The following is a 20,811-nucleotide window of genomic DNA, read 5'->3' on the forward strand; positions in this document are numbered from 1 at the left end:
GCGCATGCACGCGTTCGTGCTGATGGAGCGGATCACCGGAGTCCGTCTATCCTTCGAATGGCTGGCACGAGGGCTCTCAATCCCGTTCGATCGCGGCCAGGACCGCCTCTCGGGTGAGGGGAAGGTCGCGGACGCGGACGCCGAGCGCGTACGCGACCGCGTTCGCGATGGCCGCCGCCACCGGCCCCTGGGCCGCCTCGCCCGCGCCCACCGACGGGGTACCGGGATGTTCGACGAGCTCGACCGACACCTCCGGCGCCTCGCTGAAGCGCAGGATCGGATAGCTCGCCCAGTCGCCGCTGGTGATCCGGCGCCGGTCGAAGCGGACGCGTTCCTTCAGCGTCCAGCTCGCCGCCTGGGTGGCGCCGCCCTCGATCTGATTGCGCACTCCGTCGGGGTTCACGACCTGGCCGACGTCGACGGCGATCGTCAGGTGGCGCACCCGTACGTGATGCTCGGCCTCCACCTCCGCCACGGCCGCGCAGTAGGCGCCGTTGCCCTTGTACCTGGCGAAGCCGAGGCCCTGGCCGGGGCCGCGCCAGCCGGCCGCGTCCGCCGCCCGCCGCAGCACTTCCCGCCCTCGCTCGTCGCTCAGGTGGGCCAGCCGGTACGCCAGTGGATCCAGGTCCGCGGCCAGGGCCAGCTCGTCCATGAACGACTCGATCGCGAACACGTTCATGAACGCCCCTAGCGAGCGCAGCGCCGACGTGCGGATCGGGGTTTCCAGCAGCCGGTGGCCGGTGATCCGCAGGTGCGGGAAGTCGTAGATCGGCACCGCGTTGCGTGCCATCCCGCCCCCTGATGCGGGCGACGGTTCGCCGGCTGCCGGGTAGGTCAACGGCTGCTCCAGGTGGGCTCCGGCGAGCAGTCCCGGGAAGCCCCGGTGGCCGGGGCGGGAGACGTGGCCCTGGCTCCACACGTCGTACGCCCAGGAGCACACCATGCCGGTCGCGTCCACGGCCGCCGTCACGTCGGCGGACATGGCCGAGCCGAAGGGCGCCCAGGTCAGCTCGTCCTGCCTGCTCCAGCGCACCTGAACCGGCCTGCCGGGGGCGGCGCGGGCCAGGAGGGCGGCGTCCAGGGCCACGTCGTCGGCGCCGTTGTGGCCGTAGCAGCCGGCGCCCTCGACGTGGCGGACCTCGATCCGGTCGGCGGGGTGGCCGAGGACCTGGGCGAGGGCGGTGCGCAGGGGATGCACGCCCTGGGTGTGGCTCCAGACCTCCAGCGTGCCGTCCCGCTCGTTCCAGCGGGCGACCGCGCAGCTGGGAGCGATGGAGGCGTGGGCGATGAAGGGGCGGCTGTAGGTCGCCGTGTGCACAGTCCCGGCAGGCGGCTCGCCGGTCGTGGGACTTCCGCCGGTGTCGGGCTCGGCGGGCGGGTTGTCGGTGGTGGTGAGCACGGCGATGGTCTCGTGCGGGCCGGTGCGGAGGTAGGCGTGCAGGTCGCGCTCGTCGGGCAGGGTGTCGCGTTCTTCCCATTCGGCCGCCTTGCGCAGCCGGGCCAGCGCCCGGTCGGCCTCCGGCTCGGTCTCGCCCAGCACGCCGAGGAACGACCCGTCGCGCACCACGCGCACGCCCTCCAGCGGACGCAGGCGCACGAGCCGCGCGCCGGGAGACGGCGGGCGGAGGACGCGGCCGTAGAGCCGGCCGGGCAGGCAGAGGTCGTGCACGAATCGGGGCCGCCCCACGACCTTGTCGGGCAGGTCCAGCCGCGGCACGCTCACCCCCACGACAACCGGCTCGGGTGGCGGCGGGTGAGGGAAGGCGCCGGGAGGCGGGGGCTCCTCCCGATCGAGGGGCACCGCCTCGGCCAGGTCCCCGTACGTCGCGGTCAGGCCGCCGCAGCCGAACACGCCCCGCCGCACCGTCACCGCATCGGGCGGCACCCCCCAGCGGCGCGCCGCCTCGACGGTGAACGCCTCGCGGACGCGAGCGCAGTCCGCGCGCAGGGCCGGGCCCGCGTGGGCGATCGACATGCTCCCCGCCGTGAACCCTTCGTCAGGCCCGTCACCGGTACGGGCGGGCAGCATCCGCACCTGCGCCAGATCGGCCCCCAGCGCGTCGGCGGCGATCTGGGCCAGCGCGGTGAGCACCCCCTGCCCGAGCTCCACCTTCCCGGCCCGCACCGAGATGAGCCCGTCGCTCCCCACGGTCACGCTCATTCGGCCGCCTTCAGCACCGCGCGCACGATGCGCCGTTGCACACCGCACCGGCACAGGTTGCCGTCCAGGGCCCGCACCACCGCCTCCTCGCTCGGCCGCGGCTCGGCGGCCAGCAGCGCGGCGGCGCTGATCAGCATGCCCGACAGGCAGTACCCGCACTGTCCGGCCTGCTCCTCCAGGATGGCGCGCTGCACCGGATGCAGCTCGTCGCCCGGCGCCAGCCCTTCGACCGTCACCACCGCACGCCCCTCGGCCGCCGACAGCGGCGTGTCGCACGAGGCGGTCACCCGTCCGTCCAGCAGCACGAAGCAGGCCCCGCACAGCCCGACCCCGCACCCGAACCGTGTCCCCACCAGCCCGAGCTCGCCCCGCAGCACGTCCAGGAGCGGGGTGCCGGGATCGCACCCGACCTCGACGGAGCACCCGTTGACGGTCAGCCGGGTCATCCGAACACCTCGGGATGCTGGGAGAGCTCCACCCGCGTGCGCCGGATGTGCCCGCTCAGGCACCGCTCCGCGTCCACCGCGTCGCGCCGTTCGACGGCGTCGAGCAGCAGCCGGTGCTCGGCGTTGACCACCTAGCGCCGCGACGGGCCGGTCAACCGCATGAACGCACGACGGTAGTGCTGGGTGGCGTTCCACATCCGCACCACCATGGCCGACAGTTGCTCGATGGCGCACCCGGAGTAGGACAGCAGGTGGAACTCGCGGTCGAGCGCGAGGAACTCGCCGATGTCGGTGTTCGCCTCGATCTCGTCCTGGATCAGCGCCAGGCGGCGGTGGTCGCCGGCGGTCAGATGGGGGATGCTCTCGGCCAGCGCGAGGGGTTCGAGCCGCTCGCGCATCTGGTAGATCACGTCCACCTGGTGCCGGTCGAGCAGCGGGACGCGGGCGCCCCGGTGCGGATGGTGCTCGGTCAGGCCCTCGGCCTCCAGCATGCGCAGCGCCTCGCGGACCGGGAGCCGGCTGGCGCCGAGGCGCACGGCCAGCTCCTCCTGCCTGATCCGCTCGCCGGGCGCGATCGCACCGCTGAGTATGGCCTCGCGCAGGTGGTCGGCCACCCGCTGGCTCTCGGGCATGCGCACGGGGCTCGCGGGCGGGCGCGCGGGCCCGTCCGGTTTACGCACGCGGCTCTCGGACGTACGCAGGCGGCTCTCAGGCGTGCGCACGGTCGAACGCCTTGCCGCCCGGGTACGACACGAGCTCGAACTGCATCCCCCACGGCGCGAGGAAGTACACCCACCGCTGGCCCTCGCTCGGCCCCTTGCTGGCGGTCGGCTCGCCGAGCACCCGCACGCCGCGCTCACGCAGGTAGGCCACCGCGGCGTCCAGGTCCTCGACGTACAGGGCCACGTGGTGCCCTCCGATGTCGCTGTTCCTGGGCACGTCGGGATGCTGGCCCGGCGCGGAGTACTGGAACACCTCGAAGATCGCCTGCCCGCCGCAGCGGAAGAAGTGCAGCCGCTCCACCACCGCCCGCGGGTTGACGTTGAGGTGGTCGGCCATCCACGTGCCGTCGTCGTCGCGGAGGGGTCCGAGCGAGTACATGTACTCGCAGCCGAGCACGTCGACCAGGAACTCCCTGGCCTCCTCCAGATCGGGCACCGTGAAGCCGATGTGGTCCACCCGGCTCAGCCCAGGAAGTCCACTCATCCAGCACACCCTTTCCCTTTGGATCCAAAACAGCCTACGTCAGCCCTAATTGCCGGGAAAAGTCTTTGGATCCCGATGGTGTTAAGGCTGAAGAATGCCTCAGCACCGCCGGCTCGAACCGCAGGCGCCCTGGGCCGAGGTCGTCGCCACCCGGGAAGACTGGGACGCGGCGGCCCCCCAGCTGCTGACCACCATGCTCGGGCACCTCCTCCTCATCCGCGCCTTCGAGGAGTACGTGCTGGACCTGGCGAAGGCCGGGCTGGTGCACGGCCCGGCCCACTCCAGCATCGGACAGGAGGGCGGCGCGGTCGGCTCGATCCTGCCGCTGGCGGCCGGCGACACGGTCAACGGCTCGCACCGGGGGCATCACCAGTTCCTGGCCAAGGCGCTGGCGTACGTGGAGCCGAAGGGCATCGACCCGACCAGGGACTTCTCGCCCGAGGTCCGCGAGGTGCTGCTGCGTACGCTGGCCGAGATCTGCGGCCTGGACCGGGGCTTCGCCCACGGCCGCGGCGGCTCCATGCACCTGCGCTGGAAGGAGGCGGGCGCCATCGGCACGAACGCCATCGTCGGCGGCGGCGTGCCGTTCGCCGCGGGCTCGGCGTGGGCCCACCGGCAGGCGGGCACCGGCGCGGTGGCGGTGACGTACCTGGGCGACGGCGCCGCCAACATCGGCTCCACCCTGGAGACGCTCAACCTGGCGGCCGCCTGGCGCCTGCCGCTCTGCTTCTTCGTCGAGAACAACCGCTACGCCGTCTCCACCACCGTCGAGGAGGCGACCGGCGAGCCCCGGCTGTCGGCCCGCGGCCCCGGGTTCGGCGTCGTGAGCTGGAAGGTGGACGGCATGGACGTGCTGGCCGTGCACCTGGCCATGTGGGAGGCGCTCGCGCACCTGCGGGCGGGGAACGGGCCGGCGCTCATCGAGGCGGACGTGTACCGATATTTCCACCAGAACGGCCCCTTCCCCGGCAGCGCGTTCGGCTACCGGACCAGGGAGGAGGAGCAAGAGTGGCGCGCCCGCGACCCGATCAAGCAGTTGTCCGGCCACCTGGCGCGCCGCGGCCTCCTCTCCCCGTCCGGCCTCGAGGCCGCCGCCCGGCGCGCGAACGACCTCATGGCCGACCTCGGCGACACCCTGCTCGAACCCCTTCCGGGCGGCCAGCCAGGACAACGCAGGATCAGGCCGGAGGAATGGCCCGATCCGGGCTTCGCCCACGTCGGCGTGCGCGGCGACCTCGGCGAGTTCGTGGACGCGCGGCAGGCCGACCGGGTCACGTTCACGGGGAAGCTGGCCGAGCAGAGGTTCGTCGACGCCGTCGCCGGGGTGATGGCGCGGCGGATGAGCCAGGACGCGTCGATCGTCGTGCTCGGCGAGGACGTGCACCGGCTCAACGGCGGCACCAACGGCGCCGTCGCCGCCGCTTGGATGAAGGCGTTCCTCGCCCTCCTCCAGGATCCCGTGCGCATCCTGGCCTGAGCCGTGCCGGGGCCGCGGCGGGCGGCCCCGGCACGGAGTCGCCTATGGCGCCGGCGGGACGGTCAGATCGACGTTCACACTCCGCCCGGCCCTGCCGAGGACGGGCGTGGCGTGCTCGAAGTCCTTGGCCGTCCGGTGCCACGTGATCGATCTGCCGACGGTGTTGATCTCCAGCTTGACGGACGCCGTGTTGAGCCCGTCCAACTGGTACGTCCCGAGAGTGTTGAAGCCTTCGGGGGCGGCGAGATCACCGGTGCGGGCGTTGAACGCGCGCACGTAGACGTACCCCTGGTACGGCGTTCCGTCAGCCTCGCGGATGGCGCCGGTGATCTCGCCGGCCGGGCCCAGCGTCATGTCGGCCGTCGCGGGACTGCCGACTCGCGGCCGCACCGGCCGGGCCCTCTGCCTGTCGGTGGCGTTGCCGGACCAGGTCCAGGCGTAGCGCCCGCCGCTGTCAGAGAACAGAACCGGCCAGTCGTACGGTCCCACGCCGGTGATCTCGTAGATCCCGTTGTCGTCTACGCACCGGGCGCCCATGCCGGACGAGCCGGGGCCGGGGGGCAGGAGGGACGCGCAGGCGTTGCCGTGCCGGATGGGCTCCTTCGTCGTCCTGTCGGTGATCGTGCCCGTGATGGTGGCCGGCGGGTCGAGTTCGATGGGCGGGATGTCCACGGCCTGGCCCAGCGTGGTCGTGATGCGGCGGGCAGCGTACTGGGAGCCCGTGCCGCCGCTGGTGCCGACCCACTGGATGCCGTACGAGCCGCCCGGCTCGACCAGGAGCGTGAAGGTGTCGGCCGGCAGCTCGCCGATGCGTACCTTGCCCTCGGCATCGCTCCTGTGCGGGCACGGGTAGGACTTGGCAGAGCCGAAGCGCAGCTTCAGCGGGATGACGCAGGCGTGGGACACCGGCGCCTTGGTGACCGCGTCGCGCACGGTGGTCGTGATGGCGGCGGCCGGCTCCAGAGCCGCTGAGGCCCGCGTGGTCTCGCCCAGGCGGACGGCAAGTCCCGTGATCTCCGTGGAGACGTGCAGCCCGTCCGAGGAGGTGATCGTCGCGGTGTAGTCGCCCTCGCCCAGGCCGCCCAGCTCGATCGCGCCGTTCTCGGCGCCGCACTTCTCCGCCTGGGACGGTCCGGAGACCTTCGCGCAGACCTCGTTGACCGGCTGCCCCGTGGCCTTGTCGGTCACCTGGAGCGCGATGGCGCCGGGGGTCAGGAGCCGCTCGTTGACGACCGCCGACCCGCCCTCGGGGACCGTGAAGACGTCAGCTTCCGCGATGGTCGACTTCTGGTAGGCGTACTGTACGCGTCCGCGGTAATAGACGCGCACCTTGTAGGTGCCGGCTCTCGGCAGTCGCAAGGTATAGGCGCCCCTGAAGCCCGTTGAGGCGCTTCCGTGCCCGATGCCTGATTCGGCGTCAACGGCGAGCACCTGGGCACCGAGGGCGGGGGCGCCGGTCTCGTCGACCACCACTCCGGTGATGGTCTCGCCTTCCAGCGCCGCCGCGGGCGCCGGCACGGCGGCGCCCGCGGCCATGGCTAACAACGCGATCGACATGGAGAGATAACCCCGTCGTGCTCTCATCGACTCCTCCTTGAGGGCCACCCGTGTGATGAGGTCGCCCTCACCCTAAGTCGATCTTCAAGCGCCGTGTCGAATGTGTCCGGATGTGGACACGGGACCGAGGGTTGATCGCGGAGCCGGTTCGAAATATGGTGTTAATCGTTTAACAGCACAGAGCGCTTCGAGGTGAGCTCTCCTCTCCCTCCTGCCGATCAACCGAGATGAATCGCCGCTAGATTCCCTATATTCCCATAGGGATTGGTAGGTTATTCGACTAACATGAGACCAACCGCACGACAAGTGGCCGAGCTCGCGAACGTCTCCGTCGCGACCGTCTCCTACGTGCTCAGCGGCCGCGACCGCCCTGTGGCCGCCGAGACGAGGCAGCGCGTGCTCGACGCCGCGAGGCAGCTCGGCTACACGCCCAACCAGGCCGCGAGAAGCCTGCGCAAGCGCCGCACCCAGCGGGTGTGCCTGGTGCTGAGCTCGCTCGGCGGCGTGCCGACCGACGAACGGCTCGCTGCCGACCTGCACGAGATGGCCGACGCGCGCGGCTACTCCGTGGTCACACTGGCCGTCTACTCCGAGGCCCGCGCGAAGGCCGCGATCGACGTGCTGCGCGGCGGCATCGCCGACGGCGCGCTGATCAACGTCGTCGGCGACCACCTCACCCACGACCTGCTCAGCGGGCTCGCCGCCACCGGGCTGCCCATGGTGGTGCTGAGCAACGAGAGCGGGCTGGAGGGCTGCGACGTCGTCCGCACCCCGGAGACCGAGGCGTGCGAGGAGGCCGTCGAGCACCTGCTGGCGCAGGGCAGGCAGCGCATCGCGTTCCTGGCGCATCGCCACGAGCTCTACCGGGACCGGCCGGTCGGCAGGCTGCTCGGCTACACCCGGGCGCTCGACCGGCACGGCGTGAGCGAGCGGATCGTCACCGCGGGGGCGGACGACCGCGTGGCGGCATACCAGACCGCCACCGACCTGCTGCGTTCTCCCGACCGCCCTGACGCGATCTTCGCGTCCTCCGACCGGGCCGCGATCAGCGCGATCTGGGCCGCCAGGGACGCCGGGCTGAGCGTGCCGGACGACGTCGCCGTCGTCGGCGTCGGCAACATCGCCGAGGGTCTCATCACCAATCCGCCGCTCAGCACCGTCGGCCCGCTCCGGGACGACTACGTCGACGTCGTACGGCTGCTGTTCGACCGCCTCCAGGCCGAGGAGGCCCTGCCCGCCCGCGAGATGATCCGATCCTGGACCTTCGTGCGGCGGGGCTCTTCCTAGAAGGGAAATGCGAGATGTCCCCCACTCTCTCCCGCCGTGATCTGCTCCGCCTGGCCGGGGCGGCCGCCGCCGTTCCCGTCCTGTCCTCCTGCGCGGGCGCCCCGACCGCACAGAACACCGCCATTCCCGGCACGTTCACGATCTACTGGAACGCCGGCCACGACTACCAGGCCTATCGCAAGGTGATCGCCGAGTTCGAGCAGGCCAACAAGGTCAAGGTCAACCTGCAGAAATACCAGTGGCCCGACCTGCGCACCAGGCTGCTGGCCGACTTCGCCTCGGGCACCGTGCCCGACCTGGTCGAGGAGCCCGGCGGATGGGTGCAGGAGTTCGCGATCTCCGGCAACGCCCGACCCCTGCAGGATTTCGTCGACCGCGACGGCCAGGCGATGGGCTTCCCGTCGGACTGGCAGCCGGTGACGGTCGAGCGCAACTCGTACCAGGGCAAGGTCTACGGCGTGCAGCTGCACTTCACGTGCAACACGCTCCTCTACAACAAGGCCATGCTGCGGGAGGCCGGGGTCGAGGTGCCCACCACCTGGGAGGAGTTCCTGGCCGCCGCCCAGAAGCTGACCAAGGACGGCGTGTACGGCGTCGCGCTCAACCAGGACCACACCTACGTATGGCCATGGCTGAACCAGGCCGGCGTCACCCCCTACGACCCGCAGACCGGCAAGGTCATGACGCCGGCGGCGGACGCGGTAGCCGCCCTGCAGTTCCAGGCCGACCTGGTCCACAAGCACAAGGTGGCGCCCGTGCCCGTGTCGGGCACCGACTACTCCGGCCCACAGAAGCTGTTCTCCGCCAAGCGCGCCGCGATGATCCTCACCGGCCCCTGGGACCTGGACCCGATCAGGAAGACCAGTCCCGACATCGAGCTGGGCGTCGCCCCGCCACTGAAGCACAAGGTGCAGGCCACCCAGGCGGCCGGGGTGAGCATGTTCGTGCCCGCCAAGGCCGCCAGGCCCGAGCTGTCGTGGGACTTCATCAAGCGCATCACGGCGATCGAGGTCGAGCAGGCCGTCACCAAGGAGACCGGCATGCTCATGCCGCGCGTCTCCTGGACGAAGCTGCCCGAGGTGCAGTCGGACGACGTCATCAAGGTGTTCGCCGACGCGCTCCCCACCGCGAAGGACAACGGCCAGCAGGTGCGGCTCACCGGGCAGCTCGGCAAGTGGGAGGAGCAGCTCAAGGTCATGTACCAGCAGGTGCTCATCCAGAACCAGCCGGCCGCCGAGGCACTCGCCGCGTTCGCGAAGTCGGCGGAGGGCTTCCTCACGTGAGACCCCGCACTCTGCAGGGCCGCTACGCCCAGACGGCGTACCTGTTCCTCATTCCGGCGATCCTGTTCTTCGCGGCCTTCTTCTACCTGCCCATCGGCAACGTGATCGCCACGAGCTTCCGCACCGGTCCACAGGCCGACCAGTGGACCGGGCTCGGCAACTACGCCCAGGCGCTGGCCGATCCGGCGGTGCGGCACTCGTTCCTGGTCACGGCCGTGTTCGCCGTCATGGTGGTGGTCGGGTCGATCGTCCTCGGGCTGGCCCTGGCACTCGCGCTGGACCAGCCGCTCAAGGGCCGGGTGGCCTTCCGGGTGGTGCTGCTGGTGCCCTACCTGACGTCGGTGGCGATCGTCGGGCTGCTGTGGCGCAACATCCTCGACCCGGAGCTGGGCGTGCTCAACCGGGTGCTGCTCGCGCTCGGGCTGCCCGGGCAGCAGTGGCTCAACACCGCGCCGCTGCTCACGATCATCGCCGTCACGCTGTGGCAGAATGTCGGCTACACGATGGTGCTGTTCCTGGCCGGGCTGCAGGGCATCCCCGAGACCTACCAGGAAGCCGCCAAGATCGACGGGGCGGACGCCTGGAAGCGGTTCTGGCGGATCACCCTGCCGCTGCTGGCGCCGACGACGTTGTTCGTGTCCGTGATGGCGGTGATCTCAGGGCTGCAGGCGTTCGGGCAGGCGTACATCATCACCAACGGCGGGCCCGGCGACGCCACAGATCTGTCGGTCTTCCACATCTTCAACGTCGCCTTCCGCGCCCGGGACTTCGGCTACTCCTCCGCGCAGTCGGTGCTGTTGCTGATCGTGATCGTCGCGTTCACCCTGGTCCAGCTGCGGGCCGGGCGGCGCGGGGAGGTCACCTACTGATGCGCGTCCTTCTCTACGGGCTGCTCGGGCTGGCCTCCCTCATCACGGTGGTGCCGCTGCTCTACATGGTGTCGCTGTCGCTGCAGACCGAGGCCGAGACGCTGTCGGCGAACGCGGTGCTCGTTCCCGACGCGCCCCAATGGGGCAACTACGCCGAGTTGTTCACCCGCGCGCCGTTCGGCAACTTCATCGTCAACAGCCTCGTCGTGGCGGGCGGCATCACCCTCGCCCACCTGCTGTTCGACCCGCTCGTCGGGTACGTCTTCGCCAAGTTCCGCTTCCCGCTGCGCAACACGCTGTTCGTGGCGTTGCTGGCCACGGCCATGGTGCCGTTCTTCGTGCGGATGATCCCGCTGTACGTGCTGATGGCCAACATGCAGTGGCTCAACACGTACCAGGCGCTCATCACGCCGTTCCTGATGGACGCGTTCGGGATCTTCCTCATGCGGCAGTTCATCCAGCCCATCCCCGACGACCTGATCCACGCGGCCCGCATCGACGGCGCCTCGGAGCTGCGCATCTACTGGAGCGTCATCCTGCCGCAGACCCGGCCCGCGCTGGCCGTGCTGGGGCTGTTCACGTTCGTCTTCCAGTGGAACGAGTTCCTCTGGCCGCTGGTCGCCACCACGACGCCGGAGATGCGTACCATCCCGGTCGGGTTGACGCTCTTCAACCAGGAGTACTTCACGCTGTGGCACCTGACGGCCGCGGGCTCGGTGATCCTCTTCGTCCCCACCGCCGTCCTGTTCCTCTTCACCCAGCGTTACTTCGTCCGCGGCATCGCCCTGACCGGCCTTCGATAGGAGTCGTTTCTTGCGTCCGAACGTGATCGTCGTCTTCACCGACCAGCAGCGGTGGGACACCGTCGGCCCGCTCACGCCCAACCTCGAAAGGATGGCCAGGTTCGGCACGCAGGCCACGGTCGCGCTCACCCCCCAGCCGGTGTGCGCGCCCGCCCGCGCCGCCCTGCAGACGGGCCGCTACCCGACCACGACCGGCGTCTACCGCAACGCCCGCGTCCTGCCGCCCGAGGAGCGGACGCTGGCGCACCACTTCGGCGCGGCCGGCTACGCCACCGGCTACATCGGCAAGTGGCACCTGGCCGGCAGCGAACCGGTCCCGCCGGAGGAACGCGGCGGCTACCAGTCGTGGCTCGCCGCAAATGCCCTGGAACACACCTCGGACGCGTATCGCACCATCGTCTACGACGAGGCGAACGACCCCGTCCTGCTGCCCGGCTACCGCTCCGACGCCCTCGTGGACGCCGCCATCAGATTCGTGGCCGACCACCACGACGAGCCGTTCTACCTGTTCGTGTCGTTCCTGGAGCCCCACCACCAGAACGAGGTGGACAACTATCCCGCGCCCGACGGCTACGAGGAGCGCTACCAGGGCACCTGGATGCCACCCGACCTGGCCGCCCTCGGCGGCACCGCCCACCAGCACATGGGCGGCTACCTGGGCCAGGTCAAGCGCCTGGACGAGGGCCTCGGCCGGCTCCTGGACGCGCTCCGCAGCATGGACCTGCTGGACGACACGATCGTGGCGTACACCTCCGACCACGGCAACCACTTCAAGACCCGCAACGGCGAGTACAAACGCTCCTGCCACGACGCCTCCCTCCGGGTGCCGCTGGCGCTGCGCGGCCCGGGCTTCGACGGCGGCGGCGCGATCTCCCGCCCGGTCAGCACCATCGACCTGCCGCCCACCCTCCTGGAGGCGGCCGGATTGCCGGTGCCGGACGAGATGCAGGGCCGTTCGTTCCTGCCCCTGCTCCGCGACCCGCGCGCCGCCGACTGGCCTTCGGAGGTGTTCTTCCAGGTCAGCGAGTCGGAGGTGGGCCGCGGCATCCGCACGTCCCGCTGGAAGTACTACGCGGTCGCCGAACACGCCCACCCGTGGGACGACCCGTCCGCCGACCGCTACCGCGAGCAGGCGCTGTACGACCTGGAGAACGACCCGCACGAACTGGTCAATCTGGCCGGGTTCCCGTCGCACGCGGAGGTGGCGGCGCAGCTGCGGGAGCGCCTGCGGCGGAGGATCGCGGAGGCGGAGGGCGCCGAGCCGGTGATCGAGCCGGCGGTCGGCCGTCCCGGCCGGGTCCAGGCGATGCCCGATCCGGAGGTCCGCCTCCGCGGCCCCAAGCCGGTCCGCTTCGGCCACCAGCGCAAGTGACCTTGCCTTCCGTTCGGCGGTGGCCGAGGGGAAGATGGGGTGTATGTCCATATCACTTGAGTCCACTGGCACGTTCACCATCGGCGACAAGGCGGTTCACCGTCTCGGGTTCGGGGCCATGAGTCTCACCGGCCCCGGGGTCTGGGGGCCGCCGCGCGATCACGAAGAGGCCCTCCGGGTGTTGTGCCGGGTCGTGGACCTGGGCGTGGACCTCATCGACACCGCGGACTCCTATGGGCCGTACGTCAGTGAGGAACTCATCCGGGAGGCGCTGCACCCGTACCCGGAGGGGCTTCTGATCGCGACCAAGGCCGGGTTCGTGCGGCCAGGGCCGGGGCGGTGGGTGCCCGTGGGGCGGCCGGCCTACTTGCGGCAGGAGGTCGAGATGAGTTTGCGGCGGCTCGGGCTCGAGCGGATCGACCTGCTCCAACTGCACCGCATCGATCCGGAGGTGCCGCTGGAGGATCAGCTCGGTGAGCTCAAGGCGCTCCAGGAGGAGGGCAAGATCGGCAGCATCGGGCTTTCGGAGGTGAGCGTGGATGAGTTGGAACGGTCACGCGGCATTGTGGAGATCGCGACCGTGCAGAATCGCTACAGCCTGACCAACCGGGTCTCGGAAGGCGTGTTGCGGCATTGTGAGCGGCAGGGGATCGGGTTCATTCCGTACAGTCCCATCGCCAAGGGGGCTCTGGCGGCGCCGGGGAGTCCGGTGGAACATGTCGCCAAGGCCATCGGGGCCACGTCTGCGCAGGTCAGTCTGGCGTGGTTGCTGGCGCACTCGCCGGTGATGATGCCGATTCCGGGCACCTCGTCGGTCGCCCATCTGGAGGAGAACCTTGCGGCCTCCACCGTGTCACTGACGGACGAGCAGATGAGCGAGTTGGCCAGCGGGTAGGGCGGCGGACTGGCCTCCTAGGCCAAGATCTCGGCCGGATCGAAGGAGACAGGAAAGGGCTCGGTCAGCGTGAGCGTTTCGCCCGCCTTGGCGTGGGTGATCACTTCGTATCCATCCTGGCCGAGGTGGAGGACCTCAACACACGGAATGTCGGCTCCTTCGAGCTCGACCCTGATGAAGACCTTGATGCCGGCCTTCGCATACTTGGGCGGCTTGATCTCGTAGTCCCGTCGGCGGTTGCCGGACCCAGGGCTGACGACCTCGACCACTGCCAGGACTTCGGACGCCGGGAAGACGACCATGCGGGACATGACCAGGTCACGGGGCAGCACGGCCACGTCGGGAATGAGCCCGTCCTCCTCCCCCACCCTCACGTTGACCGTCTCCACCACCACGAGATCCGGCCTGACCGCATTAGCAGCCACTTGCAGAATCGTCCGCAAACCGCCAGCGCACAGTGCGTGCAGTCCCATGGGAACAGGACTCACGAGGAAACTCCCGTCGATCAACTCGATGCGCTCCCCGGATTCGGGCAGCTTGAGCCAGTCGTCGACGGTGTAACCGGTGACCCGACCGAGAGGGAACAGCACGGTACGCATGGGCGGCGGATGCGCGGCCAGCCAGCCTTCGCTCGGCAGAGCACTCATGTCCTCGCCACCTTCCATAAGCTGAGTCTCGCATGCCGCACCCCATCACGGCTATACGCGTTCACGCGATCACACCGGGTGACGCGGCAACATTAGCCGAGCTTGACTCACCCTGCTCCCTCTTTGCAAATGTTCGCGTACGGTCCGTGATCACTAGTGATCAGTACGGGTTGGTGATCACCAGGTCCTGCGCGGGGAACAACGTCAGCACCCGGCACCCGTCCTCCGTCACCACCACCTCCTCCTCGATCCTCGCCGCCGAGAACCCGTCGCTCGCCGGACAGTACGTCTCCAGCGCGAACACCATCCCGGCCCGCAGCTCGATCGGCTCCCTCATGCTGTTCAGCCGCGAGATGATCGGCCGCTCGTGCAGGCCCAGCCCCAGCCCGTGCCCGAACTGCAGCCCGAAGGCCGCCATCTCGTCCGAGAAGCCGAACTCGGTGGCGCGAGGCCACACCGCGGCCACCTGGTCGGTGCCCACGCCGGGCTTGATCATGGCGATCGAGGCGTCCATCCACTCCCGGGCCTTCGCGTACGCCTCCCGCTGCGCGGCCGTCGCGCTGCCGACCCCGAACGTCCGGTAGTAGCAGGTCCGGTAGCCGTTGAAGGAGTGGATGATGTCGAAGAACGCCTGGTCGCCGGGGCGGATCAGGCGGTCGGAGAAGTTGTGCGGATGCGGGTTGCAGCGTTCGCCGCTCACCGCGTTCACAGCCTCCACCTGGTCGGAGCCCATCTCGTAGAGGCGTTTGTTAGCCAGGGCGACGATCTCGTTCTCGCGGACGCCGGGCTTCAGCGCCTCGACGATGTCCTGGTAGACGCCGTCCACCATGGCCGCGGCCTGGGTCAGGAGCATGATCTCGTCGGGAGACTTGATGACGCGGGCGTCCAGCATGAGTTGCTGACAGTCGATCATGGTCAAGCCTTGGCGCTGCATCTCGAACAGGAACGGCGGTTCGACGATGTCCACCCCGACGGGCTCACCGGCCAGCCCGGCGTCCTCCAGCAGCCCTTTGATCTGGCGGACGGCGTCGGCCATCAAGCCAGCGGTCGGGGCGATGGCGCCGCGCAGGCCGAGCATGCCGGCGTGGCAGTCGTCCGGGTTCAGCCACGGGCTGTAGAGCCTGTGGTGCCGGGCGGCCGAGCCGAAGTCCCACAGGCGCACCGGGCCGCCGCGGGTGAGCAGGGCGTACCTGGTCATCTTGTCGCCGAGGGCGCCGCCGATCCAGGTCTGGGTGACGTACCTGATGTTGTAGAAGTCGAAGAGGAGGAACGCGCCGCACCGGCTCGACTCGAGTGAGGCTCGGGCGCGGCTCAGGCGGTAGTCCCTGAGCCGGGCGAAGTCGACGCGCTCCTCGAAGTCGACGCCCATGTGGCCGGGGGCGGGCAGCGGACGGCCGGTCATGAGCTCGGCCTCTCAGTCCCGCGTTCGGGGCCCAGCCCGTCGTCCACGGGCACGTCCTCGGGCTCGAGTTCCAGCCCGGCCGCGGCGGCCTGGAGGTCCAGGAGGATCGCGAAGTCCTCCCCCACCCGGCCCGAGCTGACGGCGGCCTGGACGAGTTGCGCGGTGGCCGCGGTGACGGGCATGGGCACGTCCAGGTCGCGGGCGGCGGCCAGGCCGAGGTCGAAGTCTTTCCGCAGAAGGACCGGGGTGAACGTGGGCGTGTAGTCGAGGCGCACGAACGCCGGCGACTTGTAGCGGGTGAACTCCGAGCCCAGGACGCTGTTGTTGACGAAGTCCAGGAACGCGTGCCGGGACACGCCGCCCTTCTCGGCCAGTACGGTGATCTCGGCGAGCGTCTGGGTGACGACGCCGAGCAGCAGGTTGTGGGCGATCTTCACCAGGCGGGCGGTCTCCCCCTCGCCCGCGTAGACGACCGACCTGCCCAGGTGCCCGAGCAGCCCGGCCACGTCGTCGTAGTCGTCGCGCGGGCCGGAGACGACCAGGGACGCCTTCCCTGCGCGCACGGCCTTGCCGTTGCCGCTGACCGGGGCGGCCAGGAACGCCACCCCACGCGAGGCGCATTCCTGCCGGGCGGCGGCCGACTGCTCCATGGAGATCGTCGAGCAGTCCACCACCACACCCGGCCGGGAGGCCGTCGAGCCGTCGGTCGACGCGCCGGCAGTCGCGCCGTCGCCGAGCAGGTCCCTCAGCACCTCGTCGAGGTCGGCCGCAGTGCCGACCATGGTGAAGACCACGTCGCGGTCACGTAGATCGGCGAGCGCGTCCGTGACCGTCACGCCGTGCGAGCGCAAGGGCTCGGCCTTGGCACGGGTGCGGTTCCAGACGGTCAGGTCCACACCGGCCCGGGCCAGCCGCTCGGCCATGGGCGCTCCCATGCGGCCGGTGCCGATCCAGCCCACTCGCTGTTTCTGGGTCATCGGGTCGTGCCTTTCAGCCGCTGGGCCAGCCAGTCGGCGGTGTAGGGGCGGTGCCAGGGGGCCAGGTTGGCGCAGCCGTGGTTGCCTTCCTCCAGCATGAGCAGCTCGCTGTCGCCGCTCGTGGCGGCGGCCAGCCGCTCGGCCTGCCGCCACGGGACGAGGCGGTCCTTGCGGCCGAAGACCACGAGCAGCGGAGCGGTGATGGCGTTCGCGGTGCCCTCCAGGGTGAGGGTGTACGCGATGCGCCGGGCCTCCTCCTCGGTGCGCGCGCCCGCCCGGACGCGGAAGGTGTCCCTGGTGAGCCGGGGCAGGTCGGACCAGCAGTCGCCGAAGTCGTACGGCCCCGAGAGCGCGACGCACGCCTTGATCCGGTCACCGGCCGCGGCCGTCACCCGGGGCGCGTAGTAGCCGCCGAGGCTGACTCCCCACACCCCGATCCTGGCGGGGTCGATGGGCGGCTGGGCGGCCAGCGCGTCGAGCAGCGCCTTGCCGGGCAGCGACCAGTCGGCCCTGATCGGCAGGTCGTACTCGGCCTCGCCCTGCCCGGGCCCGTCCACGGCGAACGTGGCCAGCCCTCGTTCGAGGAACAGCCGCTCGACCTCGCGGTGCTCCTCTTTGGCCGAGTCCAGCCCGGACAGCATGAGCACCGCCGGATGTGGCCCCGGACCCGGTGGGATCCTCAGCACGCCGGCGAGCAGCCCGCCCTCGAAGTCGATCTCGATGCGCAGCCCGGGCGGCGACAGGTGCGGCAGGGCGTCGTCGAGGCAGGTCACCGCCCGCCGATGGGCCCGGCGCATCTGGTCGAGGTCGTTGACGAACACGAACTTGGCGAAGTGGAAGTAGAGCGCGGCCTGCGCGAGGTGCTGCCCGGCCGACAGCAGGCGGCCGGTGGCCAGCGCCTGCCGGCCCAGCGTCTCGTGCTCGGCGGCCATCGACGACCAGGCCGCGCACCAGCCGTCCCAGCTGCCGAGGTCGCGGGTGACGCGCTCGAAGTCGGAGACGGTCACGCCGTTGGCGGTGAACCGGGGCCCCCAGTGCGCGATGGCGGAGGCGACCCGCTCGTCCATCCTCTGTCACCTCCCAGGTAAAGCGACGCGATCTCGGGGTTGTCCCGGACGGCGGCGGCCGTGCCGGTCAGGCGGACCTTCCCGCCCTCCATCACCACGCCGTGCGTGGCCAGGCCGAGGCCGAGCCGGACGTTCTGCTCGACCAGCAGCACGGTGGTGCCCGCCCGGTTGAGGTCGCGGACGACCTCGGCGATCCCGGCCAGGCCGCGCGGGTCGAGGCCGAGCGACGGCTCGTCGAGCAGGATCAGCCGCGGGTCGAGCATGAGGCACCGGGCGATCTCGACCATGCGCCGCTGGCCGCCGCTGAGGTTGCCGGCGTTGTCGCGGGCCCGCTCGGCCACCAGCGGCATGCGCTCCATGACCTGGTCGAGCCGCTCGCGCAGCAGCCTGCGATCTTTGCGGATCAGGTAGCCGCCCATCAGCACGTTCTCCCGTACCGACATGGCCGGGAAGAGGGCGTGCGACTGCGGCACCTGCGCGATGCCGCGGCGCAGGATCTCGCCGGGCGGGCGCCCGCCGATGAGCTCGCCGTCCATACGGATCTCACCCTCGGCAGGGGCGAGCAGGCCGCTGATGACGCGCAGCACGGTGGACTTGCCGGCGCCGTTGGGGCCGACCACGCAGGTGATCGTGCGCTCGGCGCACTCCAGGTCGACGCCGCGCAGCACGCTGCCGCCGCCGTAACCGGCGATCACGCCTTTCAGCTGCAGCATCTATCTCACCGCCGGGAGCCGGTCGTCTCCGAGGTACGCCTCCAGCACCGCCGGGTCCTCCCGCACCTGTCCGGGCGGACCCTCGGCGATCAGCCGCCCGCCCGCGAGCACGGCGACCGGGTCGCACAGGTCGAGCACGAGCGGGATGTTGTGCTCGACGACGAGGAAGGTGACGCCTCGCGCGTTGAGCTCGCGGATCACGTCGGTGAGGCGGCCGAGCAGGCTGGGGTTCACGCCGCCCGCGGGCTCGTCCAGCAGGATCAGCCTGGGCTCCAGCATGAGGACCTGGGCGAGTTCGACGAGCTTCTGCTGTCCGTACGACAGCGCGCCCGCCCTCTGATCGGCGAAGCGGCCGAGACCCACGAGGTCGAGCAGCTCGCCGGCGCGTTCGGCCTCGTGACCGCGGACGGCGTCGGACACCATCGTGCGCCAGCGGGCGTCGGCCAGCGGGGCGACCACGTTCTCGCGGACCGTCATCTCCTTGAACAGCCGGGTCACCTGGTACGTCCGCCCGAGCCCGAGATGGCAGCGCCGCCACGGCCGCAGCCCGTCGACGCGCCGCCCGTCGAACCAGATCTCGCCGGAGTCGGCCGGCAGCCCGCCGGTGACCAGGTTGAACAGGGTGGTCTTGCCGGAGCCGTTCGGGCCGATCAGGGCGGTGATCGTGCCCTGGCGGACGTCGAGGGAGACGTCGTCGACCGCCGTCAGGCCGCCGAACCGCCTGGACACGCCACGCAGCGACAGCAGCACGTCACCGGGTTCGGGAGGTTGCGGCACCCGCTCGCGCACCGCCAAAGGCTCGATGTACGCGACCTCGGCCGGACGCCGACGCCGCCACCACGCCTCCACGGTCGGCAGGATGCCCTTGGGCAGGAACAGCACGACGAGCACGAGCGCGCCGCCGAACAGCAGCACCCTGGACTGGACGCCGCCCGCGTAGACCGTGGCCGCCTCGCTGACCAGGTTGACGAGGAACGCCCCCACCACCGGCCCGTACAACGTACCGCGGCCGCCGGTCAGGGCGGCCAGCACGATCGTCACGCTGCCGAGGATCGCGAAGGAGCCGACCGGGTTGATGAAGGTCAGGTAGTACGCGTAGACGCCGCCGGCCACGCCGATGAAGAACGCGCTGGCCGCGTACGCGACGATCTTGAAGCGGGTGGTGTCGACGCCGATCGTGGCGGCCTTGCCCTCGTCCTCCCTGATCGCGATCAGGCCGGTGCCGAGCTTGGTGCGCCTGATCCAGGCGCTGAACAGCACCGTCAGCACCAGCAGCGCGAGGAACGCGTAGTAGAAGGGGATGTTCTGGAAGTCGCGGTGCCAGAACGGGAGCTCCAGCGTGATCCCGTCCGAGCCGCGGGTGAGGTCTCTGGCGTTGACGGCGATGATCTGCGCCGCCAGCAGCATGGCGATCGTGATGATCACGAAGGCGTGGCCGCGGGTCCTGAGCACGACCGCGCCGATGAGCACCGCGATGACCGTAGCCGTCACCCCGCCCAGCGGCGCCACCCACAGCGGGTTGACGCCCCACCGCGCGGCCAGGATCCCCACCGTGTACGACCCCAGCCCCAGGAACATGCTGTGCCCGAGCGAGACGTACCCGGCGTACCCGGAGATGATGTTCCAGCTCGTCGCCTGGACGGCCAGCAGGAACCCGAGCAGCAGCACCGCCTGCGGGTACGGCTGCCACGGGTTGATCACCGGATAGACGGCGAGCACGAGCAGGCACGCCGCCGCCACCAGGTGCGCCCGCCTCGTCCTGGATTTCATGCGGCGTCCTCCCGCAGCCGCGCCCCGAACAGCCCTTGGGGCCGGACCAGCAGCACCGCCATGATCACGAGGTAGAACACCAGCGTGGACCAGCCCAGCGAGCCGTAGGTCGCGGTCAGCGTCTCGGCGAGCCCCAGGATCGCGGCCCCGGTCACCGCGCCCGGCAGACTGCCCAGCCCGCCGAGCACCACGATCCCGAGCAGCCGCGAGATCCACTCGTAGTGCGAGGCAGGGAAGAAGGGATACAGCACCGACAGGATGGACCCGCCGACGCCGGCCGTGGCGCTGCCGATCGCGAACGCCAGCGCCCCCGTGCCCGCCGCGCTCACGCCGACCAGCGCCGCCCCTGACGGGTTCTGCGTGGCCGCCCTGATCGCCCGCCCCGTCCACGTCCGGTGCAGCACGTAGTACAGCACCGCCAGCACGCCCGCCGCCGCCGCGAACCCGAACACCTGCGCCTTCGGCAGCGAGATCGCGCCCACCCGGAACGACTCCTCGAAGTACGACGGGGCGGCCGACTTGAACTTGTTGCCCGCGGTGAGGTTGAGCACCCCCTCGATGACCAGCGCGAACCCGAACGTCAGCAGCACCGACATCGACGGCGACGACCCACGGATCCGGGCGATCAGCAGCCGGTACGACAGCCACCCGAACCCGAACATCATGGGCGTGGTGACCACGGAGGCCACGATCGGGTCGATCCCGGTCCGGTTCCACAGCCACCAGGTCACCATCGCCACCAGCACCAGGAACGCGCCCTGGGCGACGTTGATGATCCGCATCACCCCGAAGATCAGCGTCAGCCCGGAGGCCATGAGCGCGTACACGCCGCCGATGAGCAGCCCCAGCGCGATCGCCTGCACGAAGTGCGCCATCGCG

At 70.6% G+C, this 20,811-nt stretch carries 20 protein-coding genes and 1 pseudogene; 7 read left to right on the forward strand and 14 right to left on the reverse strand.

What is annotated here, in order from left to right; all coding sequences use genetic code 11:
• Positions 1-76: 76 nt before the first annotated feature.
• The 6 genes and pseudogenes from ID574_RS18110 to ID574_RS18125 all read right to left on the reverse strand — a co-directional run bounded on the left by ID574_RS18110 (position 77) and on the right by ID574_RS18125 (position 3,813).
• Positions 77-1,885: a xanthine dehydrogenase family protein molybdopterin-binding subunit gene (locus ID574_RS18110; protein ID WP_262496018.1), complete on the reverse strand. Its 1,809-nt coding sequence runs from the start codon at positions 1,883-1,885 to the stop codon at positions 77-79.
• Positions 1,859-2,230: pseudogene (locus tag ID574_RS59770) on the reverse strand (molybdopterin cofactor-binding domain-containing protein); the annotation flags it as partial. The gene ID574_RS18110 and the pseudogene ID574_RS59770, both read right to left, overlap by 27 nt.
• Positions 2,158-2,607, reverse strand: coding sequence for a (2Fe-2S)-binding protein (locus tag ID574_RS18115; protein ID WP_188190048.1), 450 nt, complete (start codon positions 2,605-2,607; stop codon positions 2,158-2,160). The gene ID574_RS18115 and the pseudogene ID574_RS59770, both read right to left, overlap by 73 nt.
• The gene (locus ID574_RS61605) at positions 2,604-2,738 is read right to left on the reverse strand and encodes a hypothetical protein (protein WP_262496005.1); all 135 of its coding nucleotides are present in this window, start codon (positions 2,736-2,738) and stop codon (positions 2,604-2,606) included. The genes ID574_RS18115 and ID574_RS61605 overlap by 4 nt, the downstream gene beginning before the upstream one ends.
• Entirely contained in the window at positions 2,739-3,329 is a 591-nt protein-coding gene (locus tag ID574_RS18120; protein ID WP_223166812.1) for a GntR family transcriptional regulator, read from the reverse strand.
• Positions 3,316-3,813 carry a VOC family protein gene (locus ID574_RS18125; protein WP_188190049.1) on the reverse strand — a complete coding sequence of 166 codons (498 nt, stop codon included), beginning with the start codon at positions 3,811-3,813 and terminating at the stop codon, positions 3,316-3,318. The genes ID574_RS18120 and ID574_RS18125 overlap by 14 nt, the downstream gene beginning before the upstream one ends.
• Positions 3,814-3,907: 94 nt before the next feature.
• Between ID574_RS18125 and ID574_RS18130 the strand changes: the two genes are divergently transcribed.
• Positions 3,908-5,290: a thiamine pyrophosphate-dependent dehydrogenase E1 component subunit alpha gene (locus tag ID574_RS18130; protein ID WP_188190050.1), complete on the forward strand. Its 1,383-nt coding sequence runs from the start codon at positions 3,908-3,910 to the stop codon at positions 5,288-5,290.
• A 42-nt stretch (positions 5,291-5,332) separates the two neighbouring features.
• Here ID574_RS18130 and ID574_RS18135 read toward each other — a convergent pair whose 3' ends face one another.
• Positions 5,333-6,874, reverse strand: coding sequence for a carboxypeptidase-like regulatory domain-containing protein (locus ID574_RS18135; RefSeq protein ID WP_188190051.1), 1,542 nt, complete (start codon positions 6,872-6,874; stop codon positions 5,333-5,335).
• 258 nt (positions 6,875-7,132) lie between these two features.
• Between ID574_RS18135 and ID574_RS18140 the strand changes: the two genes are divergently transcribed.
• The 6 genes from ID574_RS18140 to ID574_RS18165 are packed head-to-tail and all read left to right on the forward strand — an operon-like array spanning position 7,133 to position 13,356.
• Positions 7,133-8,134: a LacI family DNA-binding transcriptional regulator gene (locus ID574_RS18140; RefSeq protein WP_188190052.1), complete on the forward strand. Its 1,002-nt coding sequence runs from the start codon at positions 7,133-7,135 to the stop codon at positions 8,132-8,134.
• A 14-nt stretch (positions 8,135-8,148) separates the two neighbouring features.
• On the forward strand, positions 8,149-9,417 hold the full coding sequence (locus tag ID574_RS18145) for an ABC transporter substrate-binding protein (RefSeq protein WP_188190053.1): 1,269 nt from the start codon (positions 8,149-8,151) through the stop codon (positions 9,415-9,417).
• Entirely contained in the window at positions 9,414-10,286 is an 873-nt protein-coding gene (locus ID574_RS18150; RefSeq protein ID WP_223166813.1) for a carbohydrate ABC transporter permease, read from the forward strand. Before ID574_RS18145 ends, ID574_RS18150 begins: the two co-directional genes overlap by 4 nt.
• Positions 10,286-11,089, forward strand: coding sequence for a carbohydrate ABC transporter permease (locus ID574_RS18155; protein ID WP_188190054.1), 804 nt, complete (start codon positions 10,286-10,288; stop codon positions 11,087-11,089). The genes ID574_RS18150 and ID574_RS18155 overlap by 1 nt, the downstream gene beginning before the upstream one ends.
• A 10-nt stretch (positions 11,090-11,099) precedes the next feature.
• The gene (locus ID574_RS18160) at positions 11,100-12,461 is read left to right on the forward strand and encodes a sulfatase family protein (protein WP_188190055.1); all 1,362 of its coding nucleotides are present in this window, start codon (positions 11,100-11,102) and stop codon (positions 12,459-12,461) included.
• A gap of 43 nt (positions 12,462-12,504) precedes the next feature.
• Positions 12,505-13,356, forward strand: a complete 852-nt coding sequence (locus ID574_RS18165; RefSeq protein ID WP_188190307.1) for an aldo/keto reductase — start codon at positions 12,505-12,507, stop codon at positions 13,354-13,356.
• A 17-nt stretch (positions 13,357-13,373) separates the two neighbouring features.
• On the opposite strand, the gene ID574_RS18170 is transcribed toward ID574_RS18165, so the two are convergent.
• From ID574_RS18170 to ID574_RS18200, 7 genes are all read right to left on the reverse strand, one after another.
• A complete protein-coding gene (locus ID574_RS18170) occupies positions 13,374-14,003 on the reverse strand; it encodes a Uma2 family endonuclease (RefSeq protein ID WP_188190056.1) in 630 nt (209 codons plus the stop codon).
• A gap of 160 nt (positions 14,004-14,163) precedes the next feature.
• Positions 14,164-15,405, reverse strand: a complete 1,242-nt coding sequence (locus tag ID574_RS18175; RefSeq protein WP_188190057.1) for a M24 family metallopeptidase — start codon at positions 15,403-15,405, stop codon at positions 14,164-14,166.
• On the reverse strand, positions 15,402-16,382 hold the full coding sequence (locus ID574_RS18180; RefSeq protein ID WP_188190058.1) for an NAD(P)-dependent oxidoreductase: 981 nt from the start codon (positions 16,380-16,382) through the stop codon (positions 15,402-15,404). The genes ID574_RS18175 and ID574_RS18180 overlap by 4 nt, the downstream gene beginning before the upstream one ends.
• Positions 16,379-17,449 carry an alpha/beta hydrolase family protein gene (locus ID574_RS18185; RefSeq protein WP_188190059.1) on the reverse strand — a complete coding sequence of 357 codons (1,071 nt, stop codon included), beginning with the start codon at positions 17,447-17,449 and terminating at the stop codon, positions 16,379-16,381. Before ID574_RS18185 ends, ID574_RS18180 begins: the two co-directional genes overlap by 4 nt.
• Positions 17,386-18,162: an ABC transporter ATP-binding protein gene (locus ID574_RS18190; RefSeq protein ID WP_188190060.1), complete on the reverse strand. Its 777-nt coding sequence runs from the start codon at positions 18,160-18,162 to the stop codon at positions 17,386-17,388. Before ID574_RS18190 ends, ID574_RS18185 begins: the two co-directional genes overlap by 64 nt.
• Complete coding sequence (locus tag ID574_RS18195) at positions 18,163-19,932, reverse strand: branched-chain amino acid ABC transporter ATP-binding protein/permease (RefSeq protein WP_223166814.1); 1,770 nt, start codon at positions 19,930-19,932, stop codon at positions 18,163-18,165.
• Positions 19,929-20,807 (reverse strand): branched-chain amino acid ABC transporter permease, encoded by an 879-nt coding sequence (locus ID574_RS18200; RefSeq protein ID WP_188190061.1) that lies wholly within the window; start codon positions 20,805-20,807, stop codon positions 19,929-19,931. The genes ID574_RS18195 and ID574_RS18200 overlap by 4 nt, the downstream gene beginning before the upstream one ends.
• Positions 20,808-20,811 lie beyond the last annotated feature (4 nt).

The organism is Nonomuraea sp. SYSU D8015, assembly GCF_008065375.1.
Lineage (GTDB): Bacteria > Actinomycetota > Actinomycetes > Streptosporangiales > Streptosporangiaceae > Nonomuraea.

Bases quoted from the DNA above. Each gene is read 5' to 3' on its own strand.
- ID574_RS18190 (WP_188190060.1), bottom strand. From the start codon at position 18,162: ATGCTGCAGCTGAAAGGCGTGATCGCCGGTTACGGCGGCGGCAGCGTG.
- ID574_RS18175 (WP_188190057.1), bottom strand. From the start codon at position 15,405: ATGACCGGCCGTCCGCTGCCCGCCCCCGGCCACATGGGCGTCGACTTC.
- ID574_RS18165 (WP_188190307.1), top strand. From the start codon at position 12,505: ATGTCCATATCACTTGAGTCCACTGGCACGTTCACCATCGGCGACAAG.
- ID574_RS18200 (WP_188190061.1), bottom strand. From the start codon at position 20,807: ATGGCGCACTTCGTGCAGGCGATCGCGCTGGGGCTGCTCATCGGCGGC.
- ID574_RS18115 (WP_188190048.1), bottom strand. From the start codon at position 2,607: ATGACCCGGCTGACCGTCAACGGGTGCTCCGTCGAGGTCGGGTGCGAT.
- ID574_RS18125 (WP_188190049.1), bottom strand. From the start codon at position 3,813: ATGAGTGGACTTCCTGGGCTGAGCCGGGTGGACCACATCGGCTTCACG.
- ID574_RS18130 (WP_188190050.1), top strand. From the start codon at position 3,908: ATGCCTCAGCACCGCCGGCTCGAACCGCAGGCGCCCTGGGCCGAGGTC.
- ID574_RS18170 (WP_188190056.1), bottom strand. From the start codon at position 14,003: ATGAGTGCTCTGCCGAGCGAAGGCTGGCTGGCCGCGCATCCGCCGCCC.
- ID574_RS18145 (WP_188190053.1), top strand. From the start codon at position 8,149: ATGTCCCCCACTCTCTCCCGCCGTGATCTGCTCCGCCTGGCCGGGGCG.
- ID574_RS18195 (WP_223166814.1), bottom strand. From the start codon at position 19,932: ATGAAATCCAGGACGAGGCGGGCGCACCTGGTGGCGGCGGCGTGCCTG.
- ID574_RS18180 (WP_188190058.1), bottom strand. From the start codon at position 16,382: ATGACCCAGAAACAGCGAGTGGGCTGGATCGGCACCGGCCGCATGGGA.
- ID574_RS18155 (WP_188190054.1), top strand. From the start codon at position 10,286: ATGCGCGTCCTTCTCTACGGGCTGCTCGGGCTGGCCTCCCTCATCACG.
- ID574_RS18135 (WP_188190051.1), bottom strand. From the start codon at position 6,874: ATGAGAGCACGACGGGGTTATCTCTCCATGTCGATCGCGTTGTTAGCC.
- ID574_RS18140 (WP_188190052.1), top strand. From the start codon at position 7,133: ATGAGACCAACCGCACGACAAGTGGCCGAGCTCGCGAACGTCTCCGTC.
- ID574_RS18185 (WP_188190059.1), bottom strand. From the start codon at position 17,449: ATGGACGAGCGGGTCGCCTCCGCCATCGCGCACTGGGGGCCCCGGTTC.